Source organism: Guptibacillus hwajinpoensis, assembly GCF_020524165.1.
GTDB lineage: Bacteria > Bacillota > Bacilli > Bacillales > Guptibacillaceae > Guptibacillus > Guptibacillus hwajinpoensis_D.
Genome location: NZ_JAIVKU010000006.1, coordinates 108316 through 129938, shown reverse-complemented (window position 1 = coordinate 129938; position 21623 = coordinate 108316). Strand labels below are relative to the sequence as shown.

Annotated in this window: 26 protein-coding genes; 5 read left to right on the top strand and 21 right to left on the bottom strand. The window is 40.7% G+C overall.

Translation table 11 applies throughout. The features are described 5' to 3' along the window. Positions 1-132 precede the first annotated feature (132 nt). Both LC090_RS18675 and LC090_RS18670 read left to right on the top strand, forming a co-directional pair. The gene (locus LC090_RS18675) at positions 133-696 is read left to right on the top strand and encodes a histidine phosphatase family protein (protein WP_226659525.1); all 564 of its coding nucleotides are present in this window, start codon (positions 133-135) and stop codon (positions 694-696) included. Next, the gene (locus LC090_RS18670; RefSeq protein WP_226659524.1) at positions 693-911 is read left to right on the top strand and encodes a hypothetical protein; all 219 of its coding nucleotides are present in this window, start codon (positions 693-695) and stop codon (positions 909-911) included. Before LC090_RS18675 ends, LC090_RS18670 begins: the two co-directional genes overlap by 4 nt. 68 nt (positions 912-979) lie before the next feature. Here LC090_RS18670 and LC090_RS18665 read toward each other — a convergent pair whose 3' ends face one another. Then, positions 980-1153: a hypothetical protein gene (locus LC090_RS18665; RefSeq protein WP_226659523.1), complete on the bottom strand. Its 174-nt coding sequence runs from the start codon at positions 1151-1153 to the stop codon at positions 980-982. A gap of 157 nt (positions 1154-1310) precedes the next feature. Between LC090_RS18665 and LC090_RS18660 the strand changes: the two genes are divergently transcribed. Further along, positions 1311-2648, top strand: coding sequence for a DUF2254 domain-containing protein (locus LC090_RS18660; RefSeq protein WP_226659522.1), 1338 nt, complete (start codon positions 1311-1313; stop codon positions 2646-2648). 54 nt (positions 2649-2702) lie between these two features. Here LC090_RS18660 and LC090_RS18655 read toward each other — a convergent pair whose 3' ends face one another. The 8 genes from LC090_RS18655 to LC090_RS18625 form a co-directional block, all read right to left on the bottom strand. Continuing rightward, positions 2703-3239, bottom strand: a complete 537-nt coding sequence (locus LC090_RS18655) for a redoxin domain-containing protein (protein WP_226659521.1) — start codon at positions 3237-3239, stop codon at positions 2703-2705. 3 nt (positions 3240-3242) lie between these two features. After that, positions 3243-3629, bottom strand: a complete 387-nt coding sequence (locus LC090_RS18650) for a YueI family protein (protein ID WP_226659520.1) — start codon at positions 3627-3629, stop codon at positions 3243-3245. A 203-nt stretch (positions 3630-3832) separates the two neighbouring features. Then, positions 3833-5101: a M48 family metallopeptidase gene (locus LC090_RS18645; protein WP_226659519.1), complete on the bottom strand. Its 1269-nt coding sequence runs from the start codon at positions 5099-5101 to the stop codon at positions 3833-3835. A 193-nt stretch (positions 5102-5294) separates the two neighbouring features. Beyond that, positions 5295-5546 (bottom strand): hypothetical protein, encoded by a 252-nt coding sequence (locus LC090_RS18640; protein WP_226659518.1) that lies wholly within the window; start codon positions 5544-5546, stop codon positions 5295-5297. A 140-nt stretch (positions 5547-5686) separates the two neighbouring features. Then, positions 5687-6565, bottom strand: a complete 879-nt coding sequence (locus LC090_RS18635) for a Cof-type HAD-IIB family hydrolase (protein ID WP_226659517.1) — start codon at positions 6563-6565, stop codon at positions 5687-5689. Between the two features lie 118 nt (positions 6566-6683). After that, the gene (locus LC090_RS22035) at positions 6684-6806 is read right to left on the bottom strand and encodes a hypothetical protein (RefSeq protein ID WP_255648197.1); all 123 of its coding nucleotides are present in this window, start codon (positions 6804-6806) and stop codon (positions 6684-6686) included. Between the two features lie 93 nt (positions 6807-6899). Beyond that, positions 6900-7205, bottom strand: a complete 306-nt coding sequence (locus tag LC090_RS18630) for an AzlD domain-containing protein (protein WP_226659516.1) — start codon at positions 7203-7205, stop codon at positions 6900-6902. Beyond that, on the bottom strand, positions 7198-7905 hold the full coding sequence (locus LC090_RS18625; RefSeq protein WP_425590674.1) for an AzlC family ABC transporter permease: 708 nt from the start codon (positions 7903-7905) through the stop codon (positions 7198-7200). The genes LC090_RS18630 and LC090_RS18625 overlap by 8 nt, the downstream gene beginning before the upstream one ends. 103 nt (positions 7906-8008) lie before the next feature. Here LC090_RS18625 and LC090_RS18620 point away from each other — a divergent pair, with 103 nt between their 5' ends. After that, a complete protein-coding gene (locus tag LC090_RS18620) occupies positions 8009-8575 on the top strand; it encodes a helix-turn-helix domain-containing protein (RefSeq protein WP_226659514.1) in 567 nt (188 codons plus the stop codon). Between the two features lie 47 nt (positions 8576-8622). Here LC090_RS18620 and LC090_RS18615 read toward each other — a convergent pair whose 3' ends face one another. The 10 genes from LC090_RS18615 to LC090_RS18570 form a co-directional block, all read right to left on the bottom strand. Then, positions 8623-10026: a dihydrolipoyl dehydrogenase family protein gene (locus LC090_RS18615; protein ID WP_226659513.1), complete on the bottom strand. Its 1404-nt coding sequence runs from the start codon at positions 10024-10026 to the stop codon at positions 8623-8625. After that, positions 10026-11153, bottom strand: coding sequence for a dihydrolipoamide acetyltransferase family protein (locus tag LC090_RS18610; RefSeq protein ID WP_369522772.1), 1128 nt, complete (start codon positions 11151-11153; stop codon positions 10026-10028). Before LC090_RS18610 ends, LC090_RS18615 begins: the two co-directional genes overlap by 1 nt. Positions 11154-11173: 20 nt before the next feature. Then, a complete protein-coding gene (locus LC090_RS18605) occupies positions 11174-12169 on the bottom strand; it encodes an alpha-ketoacid dehydrogenase subunit beta (protein ID WP_226659511.1) in 996 nt (331 codons plus the stop codon). Continuing rightward, positions 12166-13230 (bottom strand): pyruvate dehydrogenase (acetyl-transferring) E1 component subunit alpha, encoded by a 1065-nt coding sequence (pdhA, locus tag LC090_RS18600; RefSeq protein WP_425590673.1) that lies wholly within the window; start codon positions 13228-13230, stop codon positions 12166-12168. The genes LC090_RS18605 and pdhA overlap by 4 nt, the downstream gene beginning before the upstream one ends. A 23-nt stretch (positions 13231-13253) precedes the next feature. Beyond that, the gene (locus LC090_RS18595) at positions 13254-14354 is read right to left on the bottom strand and encodes a Glu/Leu/Phe/Val dehydrogenase dimerization domain-containing protein (RefSeq protein WP_425590672.1); all 1101 of its coding nucleotides are present in this window, start codon (positions 14352-14354) and stop codon (positions 13254-13256) included. Between the two features lie 25 nt (positions 14355-14379). Further along, complete coding sequence (locus LC090_RS18590) at positions 14380-14775, bottom strand: thioesterase family protein (RefSeq protein WP_226659509.1); 396 nt, start codon at positions 14773-14775, stop codon at positions 14380-14382. A 172-nt stretch (positions 14776-14947) separates the two neighbouring features. After that, positions 14948-15742 carry an ABC transporter ATP-binding protein gene (locus tag LC090_RS18585; protein WP_226659508.1) on the bottom strand — a complete coding sequence of 265 codons (795 nt, stop codon included), beginning with the start codon at positions 15740-15742 and terminating at the stop codon, positions 14948-14950. Then, on the bottom strand, positions 15708-16742 hold the full coding sequence (locus LC090_RS18580) for an ABC transporter permease (protein WP_226659507.1): 1035 nt from the start codon (positions 16740-16742) through the stop codon (positions 15708-15710). Before LC090_RS18580 ends, LC090_RS18585 begins: the two co-directional genes overlap by 35 nt. A gap of 113 nt (positions 16743-16855) precedes the next feature. After that, on the bottom strand, positions 16856-17866 hold the full coding sequence (locus tag LC090_RS18575; RefSeq protein WP_425590671.1) for an ABC transporter substrate-binding protein: 1011 nt from the start codon (positions 17864-17866) through the stop codon (positions 16856-16858). Between the two features lie 170 nt (positions 17867-18036). Next, on the bottom strand, positions 18037-19005 hold the full coding sequence (locus tag LC090_RS18570; RefSeq protein ID WP_226659506.1) for an NAD(P)H-dependent flavin oxidoreductase: 969 nt from the start codon (positions 19003-19005) through the stop codon (positions 18037-18039). A gap of 167 nt (positions 19006-19172) precedes the next feature. Here LC090_RS18570 and LC090_RS18565 point away from each other — a divergent pair, with 167 nt between their 5' ends. After that, entirely contained in the window at positions 19173-19694 is a 522-nt protein-coding gene (locus tag LC090_RS18565) for a gamma carbonic anhydrase family protein (RefSeq protein WP_226659505.1), read from the top strand. A 38-nt stretch (positions 19695-19732) separates the two neighbouring features. Here LC090_RS18565 and paaX read toward each other — a convergent pair whose 3' ends face one another. Beyond that, positions 19733-20632: a phenylacetic acid degradation operon negative regulatory protein PaaX gene (gene paaX, locus LC090_RS18560; RefSeq protein ID WP_226659504.1), complete on the bottom strand. Its 900-nt coding sequence runs from the start codon at positions 20630-20632 to the stop codon at positions 19733-19735. 94 nt (positions 20633-20726) lie between these two features. Next, on the bottom strand, positions 20727-21503 hold the full coding sequence (locus tag LC090_RS18555) for an enoyl-CoA hydratase-related protein (protein WP_226659503.1): 777 nt from the start codon (positions 21501-21503) through the stop codon (positions 20727-20729). Positions 21504-21623: the final 120 nt, after the last annotated feature.

Here is a 21623-nt window from a genome sequence, read left to right as displayed (position 1 = left end):
AAAAAAGGGGTCTCTCTTATAACGACTAAGCTAACAAAAAAGTTTCAATATTCTCCAAATGATTTCCAACACATTCGTTTGAATGTTAAAATCGATCATAGCGTTATTTACCATGATGGGAGAGTGACAACGATGAAGAAAAATATATATCTCGTAAGACATTGCCAGGCAACTGGACAGGAACCTACTGCTTCATTAACAAGAGAAGGTCGTAATCAATCCATACAGCTAGCCCAAACCCTTGAATCTATTCCATTCGATCGGTTGTATAGTTCTCCTTATAGACGTGCTGTCCAATCTATTGAGCCGCTTGCACTTCAACTGGACAAATCGATTACATTGGATGAGCGTTTAGAAGAAAGAAGGTTATCTGGTGAACCAATCAAAAACTGGCTAGAAGAATTAGAGAAAACGTTCAACGATCATTCCTATACCATGCCTGGTGGCGAATCGAGTCAAGAAGCTGCTTCTCGAGGGATTGCGTCGATAAGCGATGCGCTTCGCGATACAAAAGAATATGGTCTTTTAATGACTCACGGAAATCTATTAACCTTAATGTTGCATCATTTCGATCCTACTTTTGACTTTAACACATGGAAAGCTCTTAGAAACCCTGAAATTTACTGCCTTACTTTTCAAAGGGATGAGATCGAATCCCTTGAAAATGTGACACTAAAAAAGGATTCCCTACAATGAATGGTCGCTATTCTCGTTTTCACTGTTGTGCTACTTGTAGACATTTTGAAGTTGTAAAAAAAGCTGGAACGACTTATCGCTGTGTGAGACTGGGATTTGAAACGAAGCCTACCTACCAGTTTAACTGTTGGGAACCAAAAGAGATTGTTAAAAGGAAAATGGAAAAAGAAAATATTTCACTAAGAAATGATTCTTCACCTCATGATGAGCTGTAACCTTTCCATATTTATTAAACCAGTATTCCTACCAATCCACTCTTAAATCGCTTGTGCCCAGAAGAGATTCAAGAAGAGGAGCCTGACATCTCTATTTCTTCCATCCAATGATTAATTTGTTCTTGTGGCACATCCCAACTAATCCATGAAACCATGATTTTCACATCTTCATTCACAACGATCCAATATTCATATCTTTTTTCGGAGAAATTTTCAATGATGCCCGTCCGCTCTATCTTCATCTGTTTGTCCTCCTTTGATTTGCTATATTTTCTCTATACCCTCCATTCAGCCTACTTCATTCCCTTTTTCACTATTTTTCTAGACAATAACATGTATGAAAGATAACCATATCTTCACATACTATCCTTAATCTTTCTATTTGGAGGCAAAGGGGATATGGAGCATAATAAGTTTAAGCGAATACAATCAAGCTTCTGGTTTATCCCAACATTCTATGGTGTTGGGGCCTTTCTTGCTGCCATCCTCACGCTCATTATCGATCGTACGGTCATTCAAGGAGAGGCCGTTGTTCTTCCTTATTTTTTCTTTGCCACATATGACACAAGCGTAACAATTCTAAGCACCCTCGTCTCCTCTATGTTAACAATGACGACCATTACATTCTCAACCATCATGGTTGTACTTACCACGTACTTATCTAATTTCTCACCAAGGACCCTCCAGAATTTTATTACAGACCGCATTACCAAAAGAGTTCTTGGGATTTTTGTTGGGGGCATTATCTATTTCATTATTCTTCTTCTTCTAATTGAACAAAGCAGCCACGACGATGTTGTCTATCTTTCACCCGTTTTTGCAGTCATTTATGCCATTGTCTGTGTTGCCTATTTTGTCTTCTTCATTCATCACGTTTCGAATTGGATTCTTGTCGGCAATTTAATTCAACACATTACACTAAACACATTAACAACAATTGATCGTACTTTTCTAGACTTTGAAGAAGCGAATCAAGGCAACATCGCTTCCTGGGACTCGTGGGAACTTGATGAGATAAAAATGAAAAATCCGATATCGATCCGATCCACAAAATCAGGATATTTACAAAATATCGATTTGCCTGATTTAATTTCAATTGCAACGAGACAGGATTTCATTATTCGTCTTGAGCGTGATATTGGTGAATATGTGGATGAAGGAACCATCATATTTTCCTATTGGTCTACAGCTGATCATGCTCCAAATGAACAAATACTTCTTAATACGCTCTCTCTTGGAACAGAACGAACAACGGACCAAGATATTGAATACGGCATCCAAAAGCTTGTTGAAATTGCCTTGAGAGCCATTTCACCAGGAATCAACGACCCTAACACAGCGATTAATTGTATTAATCGTTTAGGAAGAGTCTTGTCACGTCTTGGTCAAAAACACATTCCTCATCCGCTCTATCATGACGATCAAAAAAACCTGCGGGTAATTACAAATCCTATCACATACGACACGTACCTTTATAAAAGCTTCTATCAGATCAGACACTATGCTAAGGAAGACGTATCCGTTCTAGGATCCATTCTTCATTCGTTAGTATTAGCTGCTGATGGAAATAAACATGATACACACGAAACCATTTGGGAGTTTGGGCAATTTGTTATTAGAGGCTTCGACCCTAAAGTTCTCGATAAATTTGATCACCGCTATATTAATGAAAAGCTTGAAAGACTAGCCAAGGCAACAGGCTTTCAAGACGCTTATCAGCCTATCTCACATCAATAACCTTCACTTTCTACAACAAAAAATGACGGCCTCCGTTACGAGACCGTCATTTTTTTATTTCACCTTATCAAGCCATACTTCCATATCCTTTAACGTTAGTGGTCCAACGCGTTTCTCACGAATAACACCTTCGCTATCTATCATATAGGACGTTGGCATCGAAATAACCTGATAAAGGTTCTCCCCAACGTTGCCTTCTCGATCCATCAGAATGGGAAACGTCAGCTTATGCGATTCAACAAATTCAGGAATCGCTTCTTTATTTGGTTCAAACTTTGTAAAATTAACGGATAGGACTGTTACTTCCTCTCCGTGCACATCTGAAAACTTTTGGATATCGGGCATTTCTTCTTCACACGGCGGACACCACGTTGCCCAGAAGTTCAAGAAAACAGGCTTTCCTTCATAATCTGAGAGACTGACTTCTTTGCCATCCATGGTTTCAAGCGAGAAATCAGCTGCCTTATCCCCAACCTCCGTGCCAACACTTCGGTCAGCGATTACCGTATTATAGATCCCCCAACCAAGGGCAACGGCCAGAACAACCAATACAAACTTCTTAATCATTTTCATCCGATCTTTTTTCTTCATACACTACTCCAGTGAAAAGCGATCATCACGAACAAAGATTTCTTCTCGCTCCACCGCATTCTGTTTTGAAGCTAGAACGAGGCCGAGTGGGGTGTCCGTTTCTTTGTCATTCACAATCGTAAATGAAAGAGAATGATTGCTCGCTTCTTTAATATATTTTGAAAGGATGGAATAGGATAGATCTCCATTTAAATAAAGAATTCCATTTCGAATTTGTCTCATTTCTTGCTTCACTTCTTGATACACATTGTTCTGTGCGACCTGTCTCTTCGTCAGAGCAATGTAGACTCGCTCTCTAAATGTTGATAAGAATAAAGCTTTCTCGGCTGGCTTTAATTCTGGTGCTCCATATATCCCAGCATCAAGTACTCTCTTAATCTCCTCGTTCACGTTTGTCACCTCATCATGATCATTAATCAATAGGAACCCTCAATTTAAAGGATTCCTATCACATACTCTTCATTCTTACTCACTCTTCATCCTATACTATCTTTCTCTTTTCATAAAGTGAAGGTTCTGTTACGAAGGAGTATAAGTTCCTCAAAACAGGTTACCCTTCAAGCCATTCTTTATTCACAAAAAAAAACGATCCCTTACTTATCGGGATCGTCTTTTTCATATTCATTTAACATAATTAATCGCTCCATCATGGTAGGATGGCCGTATTTAAAATATTTCACAATAAAAGGGGGATTTACTTCATTCAGACTGTTCACTGTTAACGTTTGAAAAGAGCCAATCGCCGCATCAACATCATGAGTCATTTCGATAGCATACGCATCTGCATTCATTTCAGCATGACGAGAAACCGCAAGTTCAACAGGGCTGGCGATGAAAGACATAAGGGAGAAAAGCAGAAATAGGGCTGGTAATGAGGTAAGATCTGATTCCGAAGTAACGCCCCATGAATCGCCCCATTTTTGTACCATCACTCTGAGAAGTCTGTAAGCAAGATACAAACCAATAAAGCTCGTTGCAAGCGCTCCAACTAAATTTCCATATAAATGGTTCATGACATAATGACCCATTTCATGCGCCATAATAAACAGCACTTCATCATCATCTAGCTTACTTAACGTGGTATCCCAAAGCACAATTCTTAAATTTGAACCAATTCCAGATACGTAAGCATTCATTGCATTTGTTTTTTCTGACATATTGACTTCAAATACCCGGCTCGCTGGAATATCAGCACGATCGGCCATGGTAAGAATCTCTTCTTCTAACGCTTTATCTGTCAGAGACGTAAAATCATTGTAGAGAGGATCAATTACAACAGGCTGAATGTACATCATAAATGCAAGGTACGGAACCATTAACCCCCATGCCATTAACCACCACTTTTTCTTATAACGTTTCATTAACGCATAAAGAACACCAATAACAAGGGAGGTTAATAGGATATCAATCCAAAAGGATATCATTTCATCTTTCATCCATCCAGAGAATGATTGTGTGTTGATGCCGTATTTAACTGAAAGTGACCTCGCCCAATAATGGAGAGGAAATGTGAGCAACCATGTAAATGTCGTTAATAGGAGCAAATACATCGGAACAACAACGACACTTCTTCTTGAAATCCCTTCACTAAATTGTTTAAACAACTTTGATAAACCAAAGCCAAGAACGCCTAAATAAATCATCCATTCATAGGGAATCGCAATAAAAGATAAAAAACTTCTGTAACGCGAGTACTCTTCTGATAGTTCTAACTGCCTGGCTGTCATAAAGGTGGCTGGATCTGCTGCTGTTCCCCTGTATGCTTCAGGAACTCCAAAGTCCGCCCATTTAAACAAATAGAGCCCCAAGATTAGGGCGTAGATGGAGAATCCTAGAATGATCCAGATTATGCGTTTCTTCATCTTCATTCTCCTTCCGATACGACCTCTTTATCAATAGTACGAGCAAATCATTATTTTAGAACCTGTCTATCCTGATCTCCTCTATATGTTCTACAAAAGAACCGCAACTCTTTCAAGGGATGCCTAAATTAAAATATTCCATTTCTTTTCATTAAAAAAAGCCAGCAGATACTCTGCTGGCTCATTATCCTATTTATGAACTTTCCACATAGACATTTGTACGATCGTAGCTGTGATCAAAGCGATTAAGAATACCACATACAGGGCATTCAGAAAGTACATGAAGTTCGACAATTGGTGCCTGACTGCTTTTCGTCGTGATACCCGTTGCTTCAACCCGATCATTGTCATGAACATTTTCTTTCGCAATCGGAATATACCACGTATACTCTGTCTCACACATCCTGCATGTTGCTTTTTCTTCAATTTCTGTTGGTTTTATCATTTCCTTTTCCAGCTCCTTTAGCAGAGTATTTCAAAGACTGCGCGAACAAGGGTCCGGAAAACCTCTATTGAATCTGGGAATCCCTTCCTGTAGAAAAGGTTCCCGTTGTAAAAAAATTTAAACTTCTTATGAGCATTATCTTAATTAGATTTAGATAGGAGATCTTCGTCCATTAATTTATAGATGGCATGGGCAACACCGTCATCTTCATTGCTCTTCGTAACAAACGAAACTTGTTTTTTGATTTTCTCATCCGCATTTCCCATCGCAATGGCATAAGACGCTTTTTTAAACATGGAAATATCATTATAGTTATCTCCAATTGCAGCGGATTGTTTCATATCAAGACCTTTTTGTGTCACAAACGTTTCAAGTGCAAGTCCTTTTTGGGCCTCTTCGTGATTGATTTCTAAATTCTCTTTCCCTGATGAGGTAACAACTGTCTTCTGAACCTTCTCCGCTGAAGCGCCCGCTCGTTCCAATCGTTCTTCATCAAAAGAGAAACTAAGGAATTTATAGACATGGAGGCTTTTATCGGCTAATAATTCTTCAAAATCATCAACGGCCTTAAGTGACAAACTCTCAAACTGACGCTTGGCGCCAATATGTAATTCTTCGTCTGTTAAATTAGGATTTGAACTTTTCATCATATCGATAATTAAGTCGATCGTCCCGTCGTAATCGTGAGTAAAAACTCCTTTGTTTGTAAATAGCTGATAATAAATACCTTCACCATCAAGAATTTCTTTTATCGCTTGAACTTGCTGATCATCAAGGTAAATGGCGTGTAAGATATCTCCATCAACTGAGCGAATCTCCGCCCCATTATAACAAATAATTGGAAGTTCTAAACCAGTACCTTCCAGCGGCTTCATCGCTCCATCATAAGCTCTTCCAGTGTTGAGCACGACCGTGATCCCTTGACTCTGTGCCTCTCGAATAGCGTTTACATTCTCGAAACTAACGGTTTGTTCGTTTGTTAAAAGCGTCCCATCCATATCGATTGAAATACATCTCATAAGGGCAACATCCTTTTCTATTTGGTCCTGTCATTGTTGCAAGGTTTAGTATAGCAAAATTTTAGTGGATTAAAAAAACAAAGAAAAAAGAGCTTTCAGAAAAGCTCTTTTCAACACGTTATCTTTTATTGTGAATGAAAAAATCAATGAATGAGGAGATCAGTTCGACAGATTGGAACCAAACGAGAGACACGGCGGTCATTGAGAAAAAACCAACCATCAAAATACGAAACAAATGCATGTTTCATTCCTCCTCTTCAGAACACAATATTTAGTTTTACTTAGTTTATATCACAAAACTCAGAAAATATAAATCATTTAATTTTTGGTTTTGTTAAATAAAATAGGCATAAGTACTTAAAACAGCTACTGAAAACATAACGACAACAATTAAGTTTGCTCCTAGATAGGCAGCCAGAATTGCAGCAACTGCCCCAATAACACCAAACAGTAGATCATCATTGATTGTAAGGATTCCTGGAAAAATGAGTGCTCCCAGTATAGCGAATGGAACGTTTTTTAATACGTTTTGAATAGCGGATGGTATTTTATCAGAATTAAAAAAGACGAGCGGAACCATTCTTGGAATATACGTTACAATAGCAAGACCTATGATGAGCCAGATCATCGTATTACTCATTCCTTGCCCTACCTCCCCTCCACTCAACTAGTATGGAAGACAACAATGTTGCCAAAACGATCGCCCAACCAGTTGAAAACTGAGCGAACGTAAGAAGACTATTAAATAAAGCTGCTAACCCTGCTAAAAAAAGAACTTTACGACTTTTTTTAGCAGAAGGAATAAGCAAACCTATAAACATCGCGTAAAGTGCAACGCTCATTCCTTGCTGAACCACTCCAGGTAGCGTAGCACCAGCAATGTAACCTCCCCCTGTAAAAAGTACCCAGCTAGAATAGGAGATGAAGCATAAGCCAAACATATAACCAGTCGTAAGTTTGCCCGCTTTCGTTGCTGAAACCGTAAACGTTTCATCTGTAATCCCAAAAGCATAGACTGCTTTTTTCCAGGGCGTATCTTCTTCTACTTTTTCATTTATGGAGGCACTCATTAAGAGATGGCGAATATTAACGATAAAGATTGTAAAAATGATTTCAAAAGCCCCTGTACCAATAGCAATCAAACTTAACGTTATGTATTGAGCAGCCCCTGCAAAGACGAGGACACTCATTAGAACAGCTTCATAAAGTGTTAGGCCAGTCGTTCTTGCAAGTAAGCCAAAAGTTAGGGCAACAGGCATATACCCGACAGCAATGCTGATTCCTCCCTTTAAACCATCTACAAAACCGGAATAGTTGTTTGCTACGCTTGCCTCCACGATATCCCTCCTATTGCTCTCTTTTGTTCAATATATTAAACTTATTGTATGTTATATTATACAAACTTTCAATCAATATCTGAATCGACAAAAAGAGGAGTAGGCAATGAAAAATTCGTTAACAGAACAAATCGGGCAGAAGTTAAAGAAACTTCGCCATGAAAATAAGTTAAGTCTAGATCAATTATCAGAGCGGTGTTCGGTAAGTAAACCGATGCTTGCTCAAATAGAGCGTGGTGCTTCAAACCCAACTGTCAACACACTATGGAAAATTGCTAACGGCCTAGGCGTATCCTTCACTGCATTCATCGATGAAGAACAGCCAGTTATTAAAAAGGTGAACAGATTTGAAATACAACCCCTCGTAGAAGAAAGCGGAAAAATGAAAGTAGTCCCACTCTTTCCTATGGAACCCGGAAAATCATTTGAAACATTTTATATTGAACTTGCACCAGGGTGTCATTATCATTCGCTTGCCCATCCTGATGGAGTAGAAGAATATTTGTTTATCGAAGAAGGAAGTATGAATATTGAAGTGGATACCCAAGCATTTACGATTTCTTCTGGAGAAAGTTTAAGATTTACAGCAAATTACGACCATCATTATCGAAATACATCCAATCAACCTTGTAAAGCCATGATGATTATTCATTACCCCTCTTCTTTACGCTAATCCGTAGTTAGAGCAAATCAAAAAACGCTCCAATCGGAGCGTTTGACCTATTGCCTTACTTTTGTTTTCACGTTACTTTCTTCTGCCGTCCTTTCTACTGCATCTGTCCACGCTTCTCCATAGCCTGGGTGTGGGGTATAAGGATAAATAAAGTCTTCATCTCTCGCACCCATCTCAAGCGCAAGCGTTGCTTTTTCAATAAGCTCAACTGCACCTGTTCCTATAGCATGAAACCCTAGAAGCACATGACTCTTACGGTCTCGATGAACGACGATCAATCCTTCAGTATCCCCATTGACCATTGCATATCCGTTTGCACGCATAGAAGAGCTAGCAGTTATCACTTCGTATCCAGCTTCTTTCGCTTCTTTTTCTGTTAAGCCTACCGAGGACACGGGAGTTTGCGTTTGAATCACCTTCGGAAGGCAATCAAGAGAGTAAGCGGTGTTTTTACCACAACAATGATCTGCAGCTGTCTTTCCCTGCTTGATTCCTTTCACGGCTAGCGTTGGGTCTCCTGTTACATCTCCACAGGCATAGATGTTCGCCCTTGTTGTTTGACATTTCTCAGAAATAGGAATGGTGCCATTCTCCTGTATATCAACGCCCGCTTGATCCAATCCTAACGAATTCCCATTACCAACTCGTCCAATCGAATAGGCAATCATCTCTGTTTCAACTTCTACGGTTTCTCCTCTATCGTTACTGAAACCTAAGACCAGCCCTTGATCCTTAACCCGGCAATCAGATACTCCTGTGAACAGTGTTACTTTTTGTTTCTTAAATTGTCTTTTTAATTCTCGCTGAATATTCTCGTCCCATTCAGGTAGGATGTTTTGTTGATCTGTCACAATGGTTACCTCTACTCCCAGTGCACGAAACGTACTTGCCGCCTCTACCGTGAGATAATCGGCTCCAAAAAGGAGAAGGTGATTCGGAAGAGAAGATAACGTATAGAGTTGTTCTAAGGGCAAAATGTTCGGGTTTGAGAATGAGAGAAAGTCTGGAGAGATTGGTCTGCTACCAGTCGCAAGTATCACATGATTAAATGACCACACTTCAAATTTCTCACCTTGTTCAACACCGATTCTCTCATGCGATCGAAAAGATGCTTCTCCCTTCACACATTCAATGTTCGTTAACTTAAAGCGATGATGAAGCCCTTTCTCCATCTTACCAATCAAAGCACGCTTTTCTTCCTGCCATTTGTCCATGCAAAATGTGGGTGTCGTCCTCACTCCTGGCGTCTTTTCCTCCAATTTCCTTGCAGCGGTTGCAAGGAGTTTCGAGGGAATACACCCGCTATGGAGACACTCTCCACCTGAACGAAATCGATCTACTAGCGTAACGTCTCTCCCGTTCTTTGCTGCACGAAAAGCTGCTTCATATCCGGCTGGACCAGCTCCAATGACAACAACGTCTTTTTCATGTAGTATTTCACCAACAACCATTAGACGAGCTCCATTAAAAGGAATGAGGGGTTTTCAATCAATTCAATCAAGCGATTCGTAAAACGCATAGATGTCCCACCATCTGCAATACGGTGATCAAACGTCATAGAAATCGACATAATGGATCGAATCACAATCTCATCATTCTCTGTCACGACCGGCATCTTCTTCGTTTTATGGAAAGCGAGTAACGCCGCTTCTGGGTAATTAATAATCGGCGTAGCTCCTGTACTGCCAAGCGGTCCTGCGTTACTAACAGTAAACGTACCAGATGAAAGGTCTTTACTAGTGAGTTCATTGTTCATTGCTGCTTTATGAAGGCTTTTCATTTTTTTATGAATATCATTGATTGATCGTTTATCACAATGATGGATAACCGGAACAATGAGCCCTTCTTCCGTATCAGTAGCGATGCCAATATGAAGATCAGGCTTCAAGTAAATCAGCCCTTCTTCTTCTCTTAATTCCGAATTAAAAATAGGAAACTCCTTTAACGCAATACATACAGCTTTAATATAGAAAGCAGCAACGGAAATAGACTGGTCACGTTTTTCTTTTATCGTTTTTTTCATCTCTAAGATGTTCGTTACATCGACTTCATCAAAATGAGTCACATGAGGAATCGTTAAAGTGGATTTTTTCATTTTTGCTGAAATTTGTTTCCGCCTTTTTGAGAATGGGATGGTGGATGTTTGTTTCGCTGTCTCTGTTTCTTCCTTTTCAGGATTTTGCGTTGTCGCAAGATGCCTGAAAATATCTTCATCGGTAATTCGCCCCGCCGGTCCTGTCCCCGTTACTTTCTCAATATCGACATTATTCTCCCGAGCGACTTTTCTCGTAAACGGTGCTGCTAATATTCTTTTCTTTTTATTTGGAAGCAACGTTTGCTCAGCCTGCTGTGGCGTTGGTGAAATCGTTAAAAGGACCCCTCCTACTTCAATGACTTCACCTGTTTTAACATGAATGGTTTCTACTTTTCCTGCGAAAGGAGATGGAAGCTCTGCCGTGACTTTATCCGTCTGTACTTCCACTAAGGGCTGATCAACCTGTACGTGATCGCCAGGTTTAACAAAAAGCTGTACGATTTCGCCTTCTGACATCCCTTCTCCAATGTCATGCAATTTCACATCCAACTTTCATCCCTCCTTCAGAAGCGAACCGCTTCTTCAATTGCTCGTAAAACTTTGTTAGCGTCCGGCAAATAATCATCTTCTAGCGTAAATAACGGCACCGGTGCATCATACCCCGTTACTTTCTTGATTGGTGACTTCATATAAAGAAACGAAGTGTCATTAATGACCGAAATCACTTCACTGCCAACTCCACCTGATGAAGGAGCCTCATGAACAATAACCGCACGTCCGGTTTTTTGTACAGATTCAGCGATCAATTCTTTATCTAGAGGATAAAGAGAACGTAGGTCAATGACATCACACTCCATCCCCTTAGCAGCAGCTTTCTCGGCGGCTTCTTCTGCCACATTCACCATTGCTCCCCATGCAAAAAGAGAGATGTCATGACCACTACGTCGCCTGTACCCTTTCCCAAGTGGGATCGTATAGCTACCATTAGGAACGTCACCTTTACCAGTACGATACATCTTCATTGGTTCAAGAAACAGCACTGGATCCGGATCTCTTATACTACTAATTAATAACCCCTTTGCATCGTGCGGCGTTGATGGAACGACAACCTTCAAACCCGGTATATGAGCAAATAGGGCTTCAGTGCTATCACTATGAATTTCAGGTGCTCTTACACCAGCCCCATATGGAACACGAATGGTCATCGGTACGGTATATCGACTCTGCGTCCTTGTTCGAATTCGTGTCGCATGAGTGATTAATTGATTAAAACCCGGATAAATAAAACCAAGAAACTGAATCTCTACAATGGGTTTAAATCCGTTCATCGCAAGTCCAATCGATGTACCAATTAACCCAGATTCGGCAAGAGGCGTATCAATCACTCGCTCGTCACCAAACATCTCAAACAAGCCGTCAGTTGCTCTAAATACACCGCCGTTTCTCCCTACATCTTCTCCAAGAACAAGGACAGACTCATCTTCTTCAAGAACCACCTTGAGTGCTTCAGTAATCGCCTGCACCATCGTTAGCTTTTTCATATTGACCGCTATGCTCATCTTTCACTCTCCTTATGAAAAAAGCGCTCTTTTTGTTCTTGAACCGGCCACACGTCAGTGCCAAACACATGGTCAAACATAAGCCCCTCATCAGACTTTTTTGTTTTTTCCATCTCAGTGACGGCCTGTTGCAAACGTTCTTCTGCCTTTTTCTTAAGCTCTTCCTCCCAATGACCATCCCAGCTATTTTCAGCTCTTAGATACTTTTCCACTCGACTAATGGGATCCTCGCTCTGCCTTCTCTGTTCACTTTCCCTTTGATCTCGGTATTTGGATGGTTCATCTGTGGTCGTATGAGCCCCGTAACGCCATGTAACAGCCTCAATTAACGTTGGCCCTTCTCCGTTTCTCGCACGTTCTACCGCTTTAAGCGTTTCACTATATACAGCAAAAACATCATTTCCATCGACTCTTACGCCAGGTATATCATAGGCAAGGGATTTTTGAGCAATAGTTTTTGAATGCATCTGTCGTTCAATCGGAACGCTTATCGCGTATCCATTATTTTGATTAAAGAATACGACTGGAAGTTGGAACACACTCGCAAAATTTAATCCCTCGTGAAAATCCCCTTCAGATGTTGCGCCATCTCCAAAGTAGACAAGCGATACGCGATCACTCCCTTTTTTCTTCTCAGCCCATGCTGTACCAGTTGCATGAAGAATTTGAGAAGCAATTGGAACGGATGGAGGAAAAATGTGTTTTCCTTCTGGAGGAACGCATCCTTCAATACATCCTTTCCAATAAAGAAAAATATTGACGAGTGAATGCCCAAAAGCTGCCGTGGCGGCATGATCACGATAAGTAGGAAACATCCAGTCCCCATCTTCTAACGCTAAAGCACTTCCAATTTGCGCGCCTTCTTGACCTTCAAACGGAGCATACGTACCAATTCGACCCTGACGCTGCAGATTGACAGCTTTGCGGTCAAACATACGAGAAAACAGCATTTGTTCATAAAACCGCTTTGCATTCGCTATCGTAATAAATGGATTTTCTTCCAGCTGCTTACCTTCTCCATTAACTAGCTGTATAAGTGGGAATTGTTCCATTAAGTCCATTGAACTCCTCCTTTCATAACGTTTTAAGAACGAACGGACCATTTACCAGGCTTTTTATGAGCGAAGAAGCTATTGCGGCGTTTTCGACTTTCAATACGTTGTTCACAAAATAGGTTAGCCGCTTTAATCGTTGAAAATGAATGAGCTTCAGCCTGCTCAAATATTGACAGTAACGTATCGTAAATCGCCTTCGTTTTTTGTAACACTCGCTTCGGATTAGGCGAATACAATTCATCCGAGACCTGAATTAAGCCACCACTATTCACAATATAATCTGGCGCATAGAGGATCCCCCGTTGATTAAGCAAATCGCCATGCTCATTCGTTAGGAGCTGGTTGTTCGCAGACCCGACAACCGCTTGTACTCTAAGCTTATCGATGGTCTGATCGTTAATAATCCCTCCAAGTGCACAGGGGACAAAAACATCCGCCTCCGCTTCGTAAATGGCATCACCAGAAACAACCTTTACCCCTTGCTTCAACTCAATTGCTCGTTGTATTAAGCGATCAATGGCAGTTTGATTAATATCTGAAACAATTAAATCTGCTCCTTTTTCTAGTAGCATTTCTGCGACTTTGTAACCAACCTTCCCAAGACCTTGAATCGCATACGTTTTCCCACCTAACTCTTCTGAACCGAAAACCGTTTTATTCGTAGCCTGTATACCGTAAAGAACACCGTTTGCTGTTGGAATGGACGAGTCTCCACTTCCACCGTATTCTTCCGGTACACCTACGATACAGCTACTTTCTCTTAATGAATGAACAAAATTATCAGGAGTCGTTCCCATATCGGTTCCTGTATAAAATCGCCCATTCAAGGACTCTACAAACTGACCAAAGGCACGAAAAAGCTCAGGAGTTCGATCTTTCAAAGGATCTCCGATAATAACGGCCTTACCTCCACCAAAATCCACATCTGCCGCAGCACATTTATACGTCATGCCTTTCGAAAGTCTTAACACATCTTCAATGGCTTCATCTACCGTTTCATACGGTCGCATTCTACAACCGCCAAGCGCAGGTCCAAGCGTTGTGTTATGTATTGCGATAATGGCTTTAAGACCTGTATCAGCATCATTACAAAAAAGTACCTGTTCATGCTCTTCTATCCGATCAAACACGATTTTCACCCCTCTATGAAATCGCTTACATTTTAGCGTTTTCTAATTTCTTTGCGATCACGTTTTTAGGAAGAATAAACTGAATGACTTTTCCTGTCCCAATAAGCTCTTTTCCCCTTTTAACATCAACGCTGCTAATCACTGATTTATGCGTAAGTGATAGAATAACGGCATGTATTTCAATGGATTGACCATTGCAAGCTGGCCCCATATGCTTCACTTCAACTCCTCCACCGATTCCCTCTTCATCGTCTTCTAGATAAGGAAGGATAAGCTGTCTAGCGGCCCATTCCATATGATAAACCATTGATACAGTCGAATAAGCCTGGTGAATGACCTTGCCTTCAAACTGAGCGTACATGTCTGGGGTAACCTCCACATGAACCACAGCACTCTGTCCAACCGAAATCCCCTGTTTCACCCGCTACACCTCACGCTTCAGTATATGACGTTTATTTAACGATATAATAACATTGCGTATAATAACCGTCAATAAATTGTCAAAAAATTAGGAGCAAAACAAACCAAATACGATACCCTCTACCATTTTTCGTTTAAGAAAAACCAACCGGAAGACCGATTGGTTTCATTTACTACCCTAATAAAGCTCGATCATTATTCATCTTCGCACCTTTGATACGCTGGAATTCATGTAACAACGCCTCAATGGTTAAATTCTGTTTATCTTCTCCCTCAACTTCTAATATAACTTTACCGCTATCCATCATGATTAGTCGATTTCCAAGATCAAGCGCCTGTTGCATATTATGAGTAACCATTAGCGTCGTTAAATGCGTTCGCTCTACAATTTCGCCTGTTAATCTTGTAATTAAAGCAGCTCTAGCAGGGTCGAGAGCTGCAGTATGTTCATCTAATAACAGCATTTTCGGTTCTGTGAAAGTGGCCATTAACAGGGACAGAGCTTGTCTCTCTCCTCCTGATAACATCCCAACCTTCGCAGAGAGGCGATCCTCAAGACCCAAGTGTAGCGTTTCGAGTGCTTCCTGAAAAGTTGTTTTTAACTTTTTCGTTACGCCTTTCATTAACGTTCTTCTTCGATTTCGATTGTAAGCAAGCGCTAGGTTTTCCTGTATGGTCATTGAAGGAGCCGTTCCTGCCATAGGATCCTGAAAAACACGGCCGATTAGCTTAGACCTTTTGTATTCTGGTAAGCTTGTAATTTGTTTTCCATCGATAAATACATCGCCAACGTCAGGTGTTAATACCCCAGAGATCATATTCATTAAAGTTGATTTCCCTGCCCCGTTACTACCAATAACGGTTACAAAATCACCTGGTTCAAGCGTTAAATTAATGTCTTCTAGTGCTACTTTTTCATCAAGCGTTCCTTCGTTAAATACTTTGTGAATTTGATTTAGTCGAAGCATACTCTTCGCCTCCATCCTTCATTTCTCTTAACTTCAACTCTTGCTGAAGACGTTTTCGCTTCTTACGATTCCGTTCTTTCTGACCATCTATTAATTGTGGAAGAACGAGGGCAGCAATGACAATTACAGCTGTAATCAATTTCATGTCACCAGTCTCCAAGAAGTCGACTCGAAGAGCTAAACTAACAACGATTCGATAGACGATTGCCCCTCCTACGACAGCGAACGTGGTCACCGCTATCGTTCTCGTTCCAAAAATAGCTTCTCCAATGATGACTGAAGCAAGCCCGATAATGATCATACCAATTCCCATACCAACGTCTGCAAAAGAACTATACTGCGCAATTAAAGCACCAGCTAGTGCTACTAGGGCATTCGAGAGTCCAAGTCCAAGAATAGTAAATTGATCGGTGTTTGCCGAAAAGCTACGGATCATTCGTTTGTTGTCACCTGTCGCACGAAGCGCAAGACCAATTTGAGTTCGTAAAAAGAGGTCTGTTAGAATTTTAATAAGGGCTGTAACAAGCAACATGCTGATTAAAATAGACCAGGTTGAGGTGAGGTTGCTGAGACCAATTGATGAGGCGACATTGTTGAACAAAGCATCAATTCCTGTTGTCTCAAATAGCGTTTCTAACTTCGTAAAAACAGATTCTTCATTTAACAGTGGAACATTAGATCTCCCCATTATTCTTAAGTTAATGGAGTAAAGTGCGATCATCATGAGAATCCCCGCAAGAAGAGGGTTGATTTTCCCTTTTGTATGTAATAAACCGGTCACACACCCAGCTAAGAAACCTACTCCAATCGCTAAAAGTGTCGCAAAAAAGGGATTCGTTCCATTTACGATTAAGATGGCAGCAATCGCTGCACCTGTAACAAAGCTTCCATCAACCGTTAAATCAGGAAAATCAAGAATACGAAACGATAAATATACGCCAAGTGCCATAATGGCATAAATAATCCCTGATTCTACTGCTCCAAACATTGCTGAACCCATACCAATCCCCTCCAATTCTTTTCTATTTCATCATGTATTCGTTCACTTCACCAAATGTAATTCGGAAAAAAAGGTTCGAAAAAGAAAACCCCGTCTTTTTCGAACCCAATCCGTTACTCCGTATATTCCCCCATCTCTTCCCATTCTGACTTGACTTCGATGCCCATTTCTTCCGCAGCTTTTTGATTCATTTTAAGTTTTAAGTTCTGAGGGTATTGAACTGGAAGATCTGACGTCGTTTCTTCACCCTTAAGGATTTTTGCAGCCATCTGTCCTGCTTCATAACCAATATCTTGATAATCAAAACCGTAAGCCGCAAAGGCACCTCGGTTAACGGAATCAAATTCCCCAGCAAACATCGGGATGTCCTTATCATTTGCTACGCTAATGACCGATTCAAGCGCTGATACAACCGTGTTATCTGTCACGATGTAAATCACATCTACCTTACCAACAAGCGCTTCAGCAGCTTGTTTTACTTCCGCTGATGTAGAGACACTTTTTTCAACAGCTTTCATATCCGTACCTTCCATTGCTTCTTTAACGATATCGACCTGGGCTACAGAGTTTTGTTCCCCAGCATTATAGATTAGCCCAACATTTTTAGCATCAAATTCATTTGCGATAAATTCGATTGTTTTTGGAATCGCTTCAGGGTGTGTATCTGTTGTACCAGTGATATTCTCCCCTGGCTTATCAAAATCTTCGACAAGCTTTGCTCCAACTGGATCCGTTACCGAAGTGAAAACAATCGGAATATCGGAAGTAGCATTTAAAGCAGATTGTGCACTTGGAGTTGAATTGGCAAAAATTAAATCGACTTCATCACCTACTAAATTTTGTGCAATTGTATTACTATTGTTCATATCATTTTGAGCATTTTGCACATCGTAAGTAATGTTATCGCCTTCTTTAAACCCGTTTTCTTCAAGTGCCATTTTAAAACCTTCAAATGCAGCATCGAGTGAAGGGTGCTCCACAATTTGCGTAACGCCAATCGTATAAGTATCTTTACTTGCACCCCCGTCATCCTCTACGTTTGATGAGGAATTATTCGATCCACACCCTGCAAGTGCCATCACGCTTACAACTGAAATTCCAATCCACTTTTTCCAGGATTTCAAATGCCTGTCCTCCCCCAAATAAGTTTTTCAACTTATCGTCGTCTTTTTTTAACCCGATCGCTGTCCGGGATATTGTATCGTTATGGTACACTGGCAAAACAAGCTTGTCAACGAATATTCAAACAATTACTACTATTTTATATTTTCTAAAATAATATCTTTATAGCGTTCTACTGTCTTAAGTAGAGGTCATTAAATCCCTTCATTTGATTCTCATAAATTTGTTCAGCGCCCTCAATCATTTCGATAAATAGCTCTTGAACAGTCGGAATAGATTTGACTAGCCCACTGATTTGTCCGCCATTAATAAACCCCTCTTCTAACCGTCCTTCTACTGCACCTATTCGATGTTTTTCCTCATCTGTCATGGCTTCAAAATCATCTGGATGAATCCCTGCTCCTTCCGCCTGAATTAACTGATCAGCATACGCGGTTTTTAGAACCCTCCGCACCTTTCCTACACTACGTCCAACGATAACCGTTTCTGTATCATTTGCTTCTAATAGTTTATTAACATAACGCTCATGATAAGGAGATTCTTTCGTTGCGATTAATCGTGTTCCCATCTGTACTCCCTCCGCACCCAGAGCTAAAGCTGCGGCAAACCCTTTTGAATCACCTACCCCTCCAGCAGCAACAACAGGAATTTGCACATTAGCAACAAGTTGAGGAATGAGCGTCATCGTTGTCAGTTCAAATGGCGAATTTATCCCAGCCGCTTCAAAGCCTTCCCCTACGATAAGATCTGCGCCGGCTAATTCTGCTTTTTTCGCATGTTTCACGCTAGCAGTAACACAAATCACCTTAATATGATGTTGTTTAAAATAAGAAATATAGGGCGCAGGATTGCCGGCTGAAAGGGAGACAACAGGAACGGAATGCTTCACAGCAAGTTCACACATCCCTTTTAAGTTAGCTGTGACCGTAATCGGTATATTAAGCGCAAAAGCTTTCTTCGTTCGCTTTTTCATATCAAGAAGCAATAACTCTACTTCGTCTACTCTAAGAGTACCCGTCCCGATTGTTCCAAGTCCGCCTGCTTCAGACACAGCCGATGCGAGAACTGGACTAGAGATATTCCCCATTCCTCCTTGTATAAATGGGTATTGAATGGAAAGCAACTCACAAATACGTCTCATTTCATATCCCCCTTCTTTATTCATGACGATATTAATACGGTTCAACTAAAATGTGTTATACTTATGTATAACATTCAAAGTGAAATGAAAAATTCCTGCTTCTTATGAAAGACTATTTGTTCTTGTCCGTTACTAGCCTGTTATTTCAGAAAGGAGACTGCTTTTATATGCTATTTTCGTATAATGGTTTAACACCTAATCTTGCGCAGAATGTGTACGTAGCTTCAGGCGCCAAAATTATTGGGGACGTTACAATTGGAGAAGAATCGACCGTTTGGTTTAATGCCGTTCTAAGAGGGGATGAAGCTCCCATTTCAATCGGAAAAGGATGCAATATCCAGGATAATTGCACGTGCCATTTATTTGAAGGATTCCCACTTGTGTTAGAAGATGAAGTATCGGTGGGACATAACGCGATCCTTCACGGTTGTACAATCCGTAAAGGAGCATTAATTGGCATGGGAGCGATCGTGCTTGACGGTGCGGAAATAGGTGAGGGTTCACTTATAGGAGCAAATACGCTTATCCCTTCAGGTAAAAAGATCCCACCTAACTCCATGGTGCTTGGGTCACCAGGTAAGGTGATAAGGGAACTAACAGAGAAAGATAAAGAACTGATTACCTTAACGATTGAAACGTACAAAACAAAAGGAAAAGAATTTAAAGAACAGTCAATTGAAATACGATGATATAGAAAAAGAAGGAACGGATGCCCCGTTCCTTCTTTCTAATTCAATCGCCGTTCAGATAGTAAAGGATGATTTAACGCATCATAGCCTTGATCCTTATTTGTTAGTTCATTCCCTTCACGAAACACTTCTTCAAAGAAACGAGAAGCTGGTTTGGCAAGGGTTTTATAGTAATCGCTAAATAACATGGCTGCATGATCTCCTGGCCATTCATCAGGTAATAGTTGCGATGGAAGTCCTGGATCAATAAAAAGAAACTTTCGGTACTCATGAACAAGCTTAGCGCGTTCTACAAAACACTCACCATCACTCATATTCCCTTTTTCAATTTTACTGCGATCGACGATATAACGTTCACTATATCTTTTAATAAACTCACGGTACCGAGTGCTTATCTCAATCAAATCCCAGCATTCGTTTACGAGGGCATGATTTTCATGTGGACCTTTATAATCAGCAATGAAAAAATGAACATAATCATTGATTTCATACTTATCAATTAACCATTTCACCTGTTCTTCTAGATGATTAGGAGAAAGCCACAAGCTGGCGGATGAACTACCGAATCCACTCCAAACGAGCTCTTTTCGAAGTTCATCTCGAATATGGCGCTTTTCTTCAGGGATGGTATAAAGAAACATACGCCATCTCCCATCCCATTCTGTCGGACGAAGCTTGAATATCCTTTGGGCTGCCTCATCCATTCGCCTACTTCCACGCTCTGTTAAATAGTAAAAGCTTTTATTCCCTTCTTTTCTTGATTCCACCCAGCCCTGCTTACTCATCCTTGATATTGCTGCTCGTACAGATTGATCATTGTGTCCAAACTCTTTTAGGAGACGAATTAAACTACCAATCCAAATTTCATTTCCATAGTGTCTAATATACTCACCGTACAATGTAAAAATCATTGATCTTGTGTTCAAACTCTCGCTCATCATCATACCTCCGCTTGCCTTAAAAGCATTCCGTTATTATAACGCGGTTTAAATATGATGTTATACTACCAGAGCCTATCCACTAGCGCAACATTTACTCACCTTTGAATATTGGCTTTCTTTTCTCTGCAAAGGCATCTAATGCCTCTAGACGGTCATTCGTTGGGATTGTTACTTCATAAGCTTTCGATTCGATTGCCATTCCCGTGTGACGGTCCACATTCATCCCTTCTCTAACAGCGAATTTTGCCTGTTGCACCGCAATCGGAGCATTTTGACAGATCTCTTGTGCTAATTTTTCACAATTACTCAGTAAGTCTTCACGCGCCACTACCCCATTTAAGATGCCATATTCGTAAGCTTCCTCTGACGTCAATTTTCTTGCAGTTAGCACCAGTTCCATTGCTTTCGCTGTTCCTATTAATCGAGGTAGTCGTTGAGTACCACCCGCTCCAGGTATAATACCAAGACTTGTTTCGGTTAATCCCATTTTTGTCTCTTTGACGGCATAGCGAAAATCGCATGCTAGAGCAAGCTCAAAGCCCCCTCCAAAAGCAAATCCATTCAGAGCTGCGATGGTTGGCTGAGGAAGCGATTCAACGGAGGAGAACACTTCTCGGATTTTTTTCACATTGCGCCCCACTTCACTTTCGGTGAGCGTCCTTCTCTCTTTCAAATCAGCGCCTGCACTGAAAGCCCTTTCACCAGCACCCAAAAAAATCACTGCACGAACATTTCGATCCGAATAAATATCGTCAATAATCCCCTGTAGAACAGAAAGGGTTTCATAATTAAAACAATTTAAAACATCTGGACGATTTAACGTTACGTATCCAACATGGTTTTTCACTTCATATGTAACAACTGACATTTGATGACCTCCTCAATGATAGTAACCATAGGAAAGAGCCGTGGAGTTGATATGGTAATCAACCACCTCGGCTACTTTCGCTCTATACCACTATTCAAGATTTACCCCTTATTTCCTGCT